Source organism: Aphanizomenon sp. CS-733/32 (assembly GCF_028330045.1).
Taxonomy (GTDB): domain Bacteria; phylum Cyanobacteriota; class Cyanobacteriia; order Cyanobacteriales; family Nostocaceae; genus Dolichospermum; species Dolichospermum gracile.
Genome location: NZ_JAQMSE010000118.1, coordinates 1 through 7,861, shown reverse-complemented (window position 1 = coordinate 7,861; position 7,861 = coordinate 1). Strand labels below are relative to the sequence as shown.

6 protein-coding genes are annotated in these 7,861 nt (G+C 40.4%); 3 read left to right on the top strand and 3 right to left on the bottom strand.

Annotated elements, in window-relative coordinates; translation table 11 throughout:
* Positions 1–89: 89 nt before the first annotated feature.
* A complete protein-coding gene (locus PN471_RS09065; RefSeq protein WP_271776564.1) occupies positions 90–1,937 on the bottom strand; it encodes a caspase family protein in 1,848 nt (615 codons plus the stop codon).
* Positions 1,938–2,190: 253 nt separating this feature from the next.
* On the opposite strand from PN471_RS09065, the gene PN471_RS09060 reads away from it, so the two are divergent.
* Both PN471_RS09060 and PN471_RS09055 read left to right on the top strand, forming a co-directional pair.
* The gene (locus tag PN471_RS09060) at positions 2,191–2,637 is read left to right on the top strand and encodes a hypothetical protein (RefSeq protein ID WP_193898150.1); all 447 of its coding nucleotides are present in this window, start codon (positions 2,191–2,193) and stop codon (positions 2,635–2,637) included.
* 264 nt (positions 2,638–2,901) lie between these two features.
* Positions 2,902–3,540, top strand: a complete 639-nt coding sequence (locus PN471_RS09055) for a transaldolase family protein (protein ID WP_271776563.1) — start codon at positions 2,902–2,904, stop codon at positions 3,538–3,540.
* A 769-nt stretch (positions 3,541–4,309) separates the two neighbouring features.
* On the opposite strand, the gene PN471_RS09050 is transcribed toward PN471_RS09055, so the two are convergent.
* Positions 4,310–5,023, bottom strand: a complete 714-nt coding sequence (locus tag PN471_RS09050; protein WP_271776562.1) for a rubrerythrin family protein — start codon at positions 5,021–5,023, stop codon at positions 4,310–4,312.
* A gap of 142 nt (positions 5,024–5,165) precedes the next feature.
* On the opposite strand from PN471_RS09050, the gene PN471_RS09045 reads away from it, so the two are divergent.
* Positions 5,166–6,551: an aldehyde dehydrogenase gene (locus tag PN471_RS09045; RefSeq protein ID WP_271776561.1), complete on the top strand. Its 1,386-nt coding sequence runs from the start codon at positions 5,166–5,168 to the stop codon at positions 6,549–6,551.
* 432 nt (positions 6,552–6,983) lie between these two features.
* Here PN471_RS09045 and rpmF read toward each other — a convergent pair whose 3' ends face one another.
* A complete protein-coding gene (gene rpmF, locus PN471_RS09040; protein ID WP_039202630.1) occupies positions 6,984–7,160 on the bottom strand; it encodes a 50S ribosomal protein L32 in 177 nt (58 codons plus the stop codon).
* Between the last annotated feature and the right edge of the window lie 701 nt (positions 7,161–7,861).

Sequence of the window (7,861 nt, the reverse complement as noted above, 5' to 3'; positions counted from 1 at the left end):
GGTTACAGGTTACAGGTTACAGGTTACAGGTTACAGGTTACAGGTTACAGGTTACAGGTTACAGGTTACAGGTTACAGGTTACGACTGACTAATTCTTTTGCTGTTGCCACTTGTGGATAGCATCTTGAGCATCTTCATAGGCAATTGTTACTTGTGGGACTAATTTAGCGGTGGCGACAGCAGTTTGAAAATCTCCTTGAGTGGCACGAATTTTGGCTAAATCTAAAATTTTTTCACTCCATTCGTTAATTAATGTTTGGGCAATTTCAAAACCAGGTTGTCCTTTGGGAATTTTTCTGGCAACTTCGATGGCGCGATTATAGGTTGATGCTTGTTCAGGAATAATTAACTTCTTAGCTGCATCTAAGAGAGTTTTATTACTTACATATTGTTTGGCTTCTAGTTGCCATTTTTGAATAACTGTTTGAGATTGGGAATAAAACGGATCTTTTGTAGTGATTAACTTGGCAATTGTGATGGCGGTTGGATATTTTTTTTGTTGAGCTTGTGCCTGTGCTAGTTCCAAAATCATTTGACACCAAACCTGAATATTTTCCTGAGATTTGACGTATAGTGGTGAATCCGGGGGGATTCTCTGGGCTTTAGCGATCGCAATGCTTAAATGATTCGGTTGTGTGGGGACAAGCGACATTTTTCCTAGCTCTAAAATCGCTTGATTACGTTTTTTAGAGTCTGTATTGGCACTAATTTGGGCGTTACTAGGATTTTGAGAAGTGTTAAATATTTGGGGAAATTGTAGTTTGCTAGTCTGATTATTAGATGCTGTTTTTGAGAAATTTTTCAACCGAAAACTTTCAGGATTACGGAGTAAAAATGTGGCAATTATACCTACTATCACCATCGTACCACCCCCCCAAATGATAAATTGTTGCCAAATTGGTGGTTCAGATCGCAGTGAAGTATAGGTATTGGCTGTGGTCAGGGCGGGAATAAATCTGCCACTGGGCTGGGATTCTGGTGAAGTTGTTAAGGCGTGATTGTTGCTAACAGACGACTTTGAGATGGATGGGGGGACTAAATTTTCCTCCGTTGTTGTGGGGCTTAAGGTGGTCTCCACTGAGGCATTTTCTGCCCACCAATACCTGTTTATGCTGCTAAAGGTGCTATTTTCTATGGGGGGTGCGGTGCGGGTGATAGCAAAACTTTCGGCGGGGAAAATTAGTGCTGCTGAGGTTTCATCTAGTGTCAACGTGGGTAAAATAGCTGGCTCTGGAGAGGGAATGACAGTCATGGGGTTTTGGACTGGTCGCCAGTGGTGTTGACAAAGTTTGGGGGTAAGATAACTTACATAGGCAGCTAAATCAGCAAAGTTGTATCCTTGTCCAGAACCTAAAGCTTCTAATAATGCTGCTGTGAAGAAACCATGACCTAATTCCGTGCTTTCATGGGCAAATTCCTCGGGTTGACAGGAAATAATTGCGCCCATTTGTAGTTCTTGGGCTAATTCGATAATTTCTTGTCCTACGGGGGCATCTGCTTGAGTCCCAAAAGCGCGGTTAATATCCAAGATGAGTAAGATATTGAGTCCGCTAACCTGTAGACTCTCCATGAGCGATCGCACTTCTATACCAGTTTCGGTAACTTGCTCAGGATTGCCGGCGACTGGCATTAAATAATCTTGTTCTTTGTGGTTAACCCCATAGCCGCTAAAGAATAACCATAGGTAGTCCCCTGGCTGCCAAAGTGTCGCTGCTAATTCTTCTAGCAGCAGGAGGATATTGTCTTTTGTCGGATAGGAGGATTGTTCCCCTATGGGGGGCGAGGTATTTGTCATTAACAGGCATTTTTCCGGGAGAAAACCTGCTTGTGTTACCAAAAAATCCTTAATTGCCTCAGCATCGGCTTGAGCGCAACTGAGAGGTTGAAAAAATTGATATTGATCAATGCCGATGGCGATCGCCCAGTAGTTTACCATCCTGCTATGAGTCGGTTATTTGTTTGTTGTTTACTGAAAATTGCTGTCAGGAGTCAGGAGGAAGAAGGAGTCACCGAGTCAGGAGGAAGAACGAGGAAGTAAAAGCCTCTTGTAGACAGTGGTTCATTGTCCTATTACTTAGTTTAATTAATTTTCACTTATTGCTGAAATTAGTTGTAGTGGATACAACATAAATAATCGTAAAATACTCGCACTTGATTTCCATGATCGGTCATTCAGGAGAGAGAAGATTATGTTCAGAATTGATGCAATACAATCATTTTCAGTGATCCCCTTTTCAATTATTAGTCAAGTTGGCAAAAAAATCCAGATTATTCATAGTGGAGTGTGGCTGTTATTAGCAGTTTCTTTATGGTTCATGACAGAAGCGATCGCTCCGCAGATTGTCCAAGCTTACACAGCTAGAGTAGATTTGCTGATAGACCGTTTACCAGAGGAAAGCTACGAAACCGTGCTACGAAGGGCAGAATCTACCGCTAGAGCCGCAACTCAACGGAGCTTTGACCAAGATATTTTGGTGACAGAAGTATCCGTTATTATTTCAGCACAAAATCGGGGAGCGATCGCCCCAATCTTATCATTAGAAGTCAGTCGCCCTCAATGGCAAAAACTGCCAGATCCCCAAAATTGGACAACTTATTTTAAAACAGCCCGCTTATTACTGCTAATTGATCAATAGTAGGGCTTAGGCATTGACAAAGTTTTTTAAATATGTAATGTGGATTTTATCTCTTGTAGGGTGCGTCAGACCCAATAATTTGGTAAAAAACAGATTTCTCTATCTGACGCACCCTACTCAATAAGTTATTCCCAAACCCTGATGATCTCGTTGAAAAAACCATAACTCTGTTCGCGTAGCGTCTCCGAAGGAGAAACTCCTAACACCGAACTCAGGTGATGAGGTGCTGTAAAGTAATCCAGGTAGGCATTTATCAGGATGATTATGGCGCTTTATTTAGATTCAGCTATTGCCGTAGAAGCCGAAATTGTTAAACATTGGGGTTGGGTCAAAGGTATTACCACCAACCCCACATTATTAGCGCAAGCTAATACCCCACCGGCAACCACCCTCAAAACCTTAGTTTCCTTAACTTCCGGTCCTGTATATTATCAACTCCTGGCTTCAGATCAGAAGAAAATGATAGCCGAAGGGCGAAAGGCCTTTGAAATTATTGGTTCTCAAACCATCTTGAAAATTCCCGCTACACCACTAGGATTTGAGGTAGTAGCCACCCTTTCCTCAGAAATTACCTGTTCCGTCACCGGCATTTACAGCCCCGCACAAGCCGCCGTAGCCAAGGAAGCGGGGGCAAAAATTGCGATCGCCTATGTGAATCGGGCAGAACGCTTGCTAGGAGACGGTATTGCCTTAGTCGGCGATATGTCCAGTGTCCTCAAAGGCAGTGATGTGGAAATTTTAGCAGCTAGTATCAAGTCACCAGCAGAAGCCGCCGCATCTCTCCAAGCAGGTGCAAATCATCTCACCTTACCTTTGGCAATGTTGCAAGCGATCGCTACCCATGAATTTTCCCATCAAACCGTGATTGATTTTGCGGCTGGAGGAATTGGTTTAACAGTTTAACTTGATCTCACCTCAATCCTATATAGAGAAGACTGTTAGTGAATCAATGCAGGGTTTCACCCCTCATCCTGAAACCCTGCATTTTGCATAATTAGAATACTTTAAAATCGGGTTTATAGTCATAGATACAATGCCTTTAAAGCCGGTGAAATCAAGCCATGTCAAGGATGATGGGTGTGACCCCCTATTAATTATTCTCGAAAAATGTCGGTTGAAAACTGTTGGAGATGAACAAATAAAAAAATAAAAATAAATGCCAAATTGGCAACCACGATGAAATTATCCAGGCTAAATTATATTAGACAAGCGAAAAACAAGAGAGTTGTTAAAAAGCTAAATCAATTAACAAAAGACTCTTGTAGAGGTTGTCTCAAAAATAAATAGAATTAGTATTTGCTGCATAGGAATACCTGCTAAGTATAGACGTTATCGTTAACCTGCAAATTACCCCCCTAATTAGCGGTTCTCGTCTATATGAATAAAGTTCCTAATCGCTTCAGCAGCAAATGGTAGAGTGGGAGAGAAAGGCGCTTGGTAATGCCTCCTCCCACTCTCTTTTTTTTGGGTACTTTTTGCCGATTTCTTCAGAATAAACTTAAAATCAAAATCAAATTAAAAACTAGATTAATGAAGTGCAAGACCTAAATTCATAACCGGACAACAAATCAGTTTTACCCCTACTACATAACTCCCTCTTCTATATTTTATACATTGCCAGAGAAGAGGGAGCATGAATAGATGATAGGGAATTTACTTAGATTAATTTCAATTAAGCGGCAACTTTTTCCTCAAGGGGTTTAAAAGTTTTCTTGGTTGCACCGCAAATAGGACAATGCCAATTTTCAGGAATATCTGCAAATGCAGTACCTGGCGCAATTCCTGAATCGGGATCACCTGTCACAGGATCATAAATCATGCTGCATTGTCTACAAATCCATTTCTGAGTTTGCGGATTTTCACTGACAACTCTAGTTACAGCGTCTCCACCGTTCAAGACTTCTAAGGCTTCAGTATAGCGATCTGCATGATAATTTTCAATGAATTTCAGCAACCCAAATCGGTGGGCGGCAGCACGAAATGTGTTAGCGTGATCACTAGATTCTTGAGCTTGTTGGAGAAATTCTGCCGCTGCGGGATGATCTCGATCATGTTTAGCAGCAGCAGCGAATTCAGGATACATAGTTGTGTATTCATAGGTTTCACCGGCGATCGCTAAAGATAAACAACGAGAGATAATTTCCCGTTTTTGTTCATCAGTTAAAGCTGCTGCATCTTCAACAACAAGTTCTGGATGTAGTAATTCAAAATGTGCAAAGGCGTGTTCGGTTTCTTGATCTGCTGTTTCTTTAAAGAGTTTTGCTAAATCGGAAAACCCTAGTTTACGTGCGACTGCTGCAAAAAATAGGTATTTACGATTAGCCATTGATTCCCCACCAAAGGCTGATTCTAAATTTTGTAGTGTAGTAAAATTGGATAAATCCATAATTTGCGAATCTCGATGAGAGGTTGTTGCCTAATATTAAAACACATTCGTAAGAATTCAGAAGTTCAGGATAAAGAAGATTTTTCTCTGATCTTTCCTGTTCCCTAAATTTTGACACACATTCTTTAAGATTGAATTAACAATGATCACCAACGAATTACCAAAATGCGTCGAGATTATTGCCAAACAACGGCAGTTTTTCCAAAGTAGTAAAACGAAAGATGTTACTTTTCGGATTGCCCAACTCAAAGTCCTTAAACAATTAGTAATTGAGAATAAAGCAGCAATTATTCAAGCATTAAAAGCTGATTTACATAAACCAGAATTTGAGAGTTACGCTACGGAAATCGGTGTTAATAAAGAAATTGATTATGCCATCAAACATATCAATACTTGGACAAAACCCAAAAAAGCAGCCGTTCCTTTAGATTTATTTCCATACTCGGCGAAGATATATCCAGAACCCTTAGGAGTAGTTTTAATTATTGGACCTTGGAATTATCCATTTCAGTTAATTATCTCACCTTTGGTTGGGGCGATCGCTGCGGGAAATTGTACTATTATTAAACCTTCAGAACTCGCACCATGTACTTCGGATTTAATTACAAAACTTATTCATAAATACTTTGATCCAGAATATATTACAGTTGTCCCTGGTGCAGTGGAAACGAGTCAAAAGTTACTAGCAGAAAAGTTTGATCACATCTTTTTCACTGGTGGTACAGCCATTGGTAAAATAGTTATGGAAGCTGCTGCCAAACATCTCACTCCGGTAACTTTGGAATTGGGGGGGAAAAGTCCTTGTATCATTGATACAGACATTAATCTAGAACATACCGCCAAACGCATTATTTGGGGTAAATTTATTAATGCTGGACAAACTTGTATTGCCCCGGATTATTTGTTGGTAGATACAAAGATTAAACCAAATTTAGTCAATGCTTTACAAAAATGTCTGCAAGAATTTTATGGAGAAAATCCGGCAAATAGTCCCGATTATGGCAGAATTATTCATCAAAAACATTTTGACAGATTAGCTAATTTACTCAACTGTGGTGAAGTGATTATTGGTGGAGAAACTAACCGTGAAGAACTTTACATTGCCCCCACGCTTCTGGAAAATGTTTCTTTAACAGATACAGTAATGCAAGAGGAGATTTTCGGTCCGATTTTACCCATCATTGAATATACAGATATCAATGAAGCTATTACCTTGATTAACTCTAGACCGAAACCCCTGGCTTTATATTTATTTTCTCAAAACAAAAATCTGCAAAAACGGATTTTACAGGAAACATCATCTGGGGGAGTATGTATTAATGATACAGTCATGCAGGTTGGTGTTTCTTCTTTACCATTTGGGGGTGTGGGTGATAGTGGGATGGGTAGCTATCACGGTAAAGCTGGTTTTGATACCTTTTCCCATGACAAAAGTGTCTTACAAAACTCATTTCCTTGGGATATAAATTGGCGATACGCACCCTATCAAGGTAAATTACCGCTGTTGAAAAAAATTATTGGTACTTAATAAAAATCCAGTAGGGGCGCAGGGCCTGCGCCCAGTCACTCATACGCCCAGGAGTCAGTCAAAATGGCTTAATTATTTGATCCTCCATGGAGGGGTAAAGCAAAAGCTTAATGGTGTCAACTTAACGCAAAATCTTCATCCCGCAAGGAACTCAAGTTCCTTGCTAATAGCGAAAGTCATCTAAAAGATGACTAAATACTAGGAAAATTCATTAGTCCGTTTTAACGGAATTAAGCTATGAGACAGGGAATTTATTCCCTGGCGGGTGTGGAAGCCAAACAAATAAGCCATCTGTAACCTAAGTTGACACCAATGAGCACTGCTAAACCCTTACGCATTGGGGTTTTCAGTAATCTTGTAAAAATTCAAATCTCAGCCGTCACGAGTATAAATTTATTCTAACTCCTGAATTGGAGACTACTGAATTTTTCTCTAAGATTCTTCTGTTTCTTCTTCCTCAATTGCTGGATAGACGAAGTTAGAACGACCACTTAAAATTGATTTACCAAGGGAGATAGCTTTTTGCGCTTCAACAGCAGCTTTGTGTCTCCAGGTAGCGCGGCGTTTATCTCGTTTAGATTTTGATGTTTTCTTCTTAGGAACAGCCATGACAGCGGTATATCGTGATTCTTGACAACCTTCCTATTGTAAGCGATTAATTGACTTTTGACCGGGAATTTTGGATTTTGGATTTTAGATTTTAGATGAAAAAAATTTCCTACAATCCCTGTCCTTGAGGACGGAAAAATCCTCAATTCCAAATCCCAAATTTTCCAGATCTCCACTTGAGGGCGGATTCACCTGAGTTCGGTATTAGCCGGGATTTCTCACCAAAATCCTCAAACCCTTATAAAATCTGGATTCTGGTTTTTCACACTGCATCAAAAATCAACTCCGTGAAAAATGCCCGAAACCGTTTCTCTATAAGGATTAGATAGATTGTGATAGCGTTCGCGGTAGCGTCTGGTTCGCATAGCGTTCCGAAGGAATAGAGATAGCGCGACCTAGGAATCGCATTGTTTGTGAGAAATACGGGTTAGGAGTTTCTCCTTCGGAGACGCTACGCGAACGGAGTTATGATTTTTTCAACGAGATCATCAGGGTTTGAGACTCATACTTGGGGCAGTTTTCCACAAATTATCTTATGTCGAACTCAGTTCTCATCAATGTTTCGTGACGTACTCCACACACTCCCTTTCAGGTGAGTGTGGGCTTCTCAGTGACTCCTCTATGAGGACATTAACTGAGCTTTAAGACCGTGCGCCCCACGGTTCTTTGGTTTTGAGATTTGTTTTTTGTTTTGTAGGCTG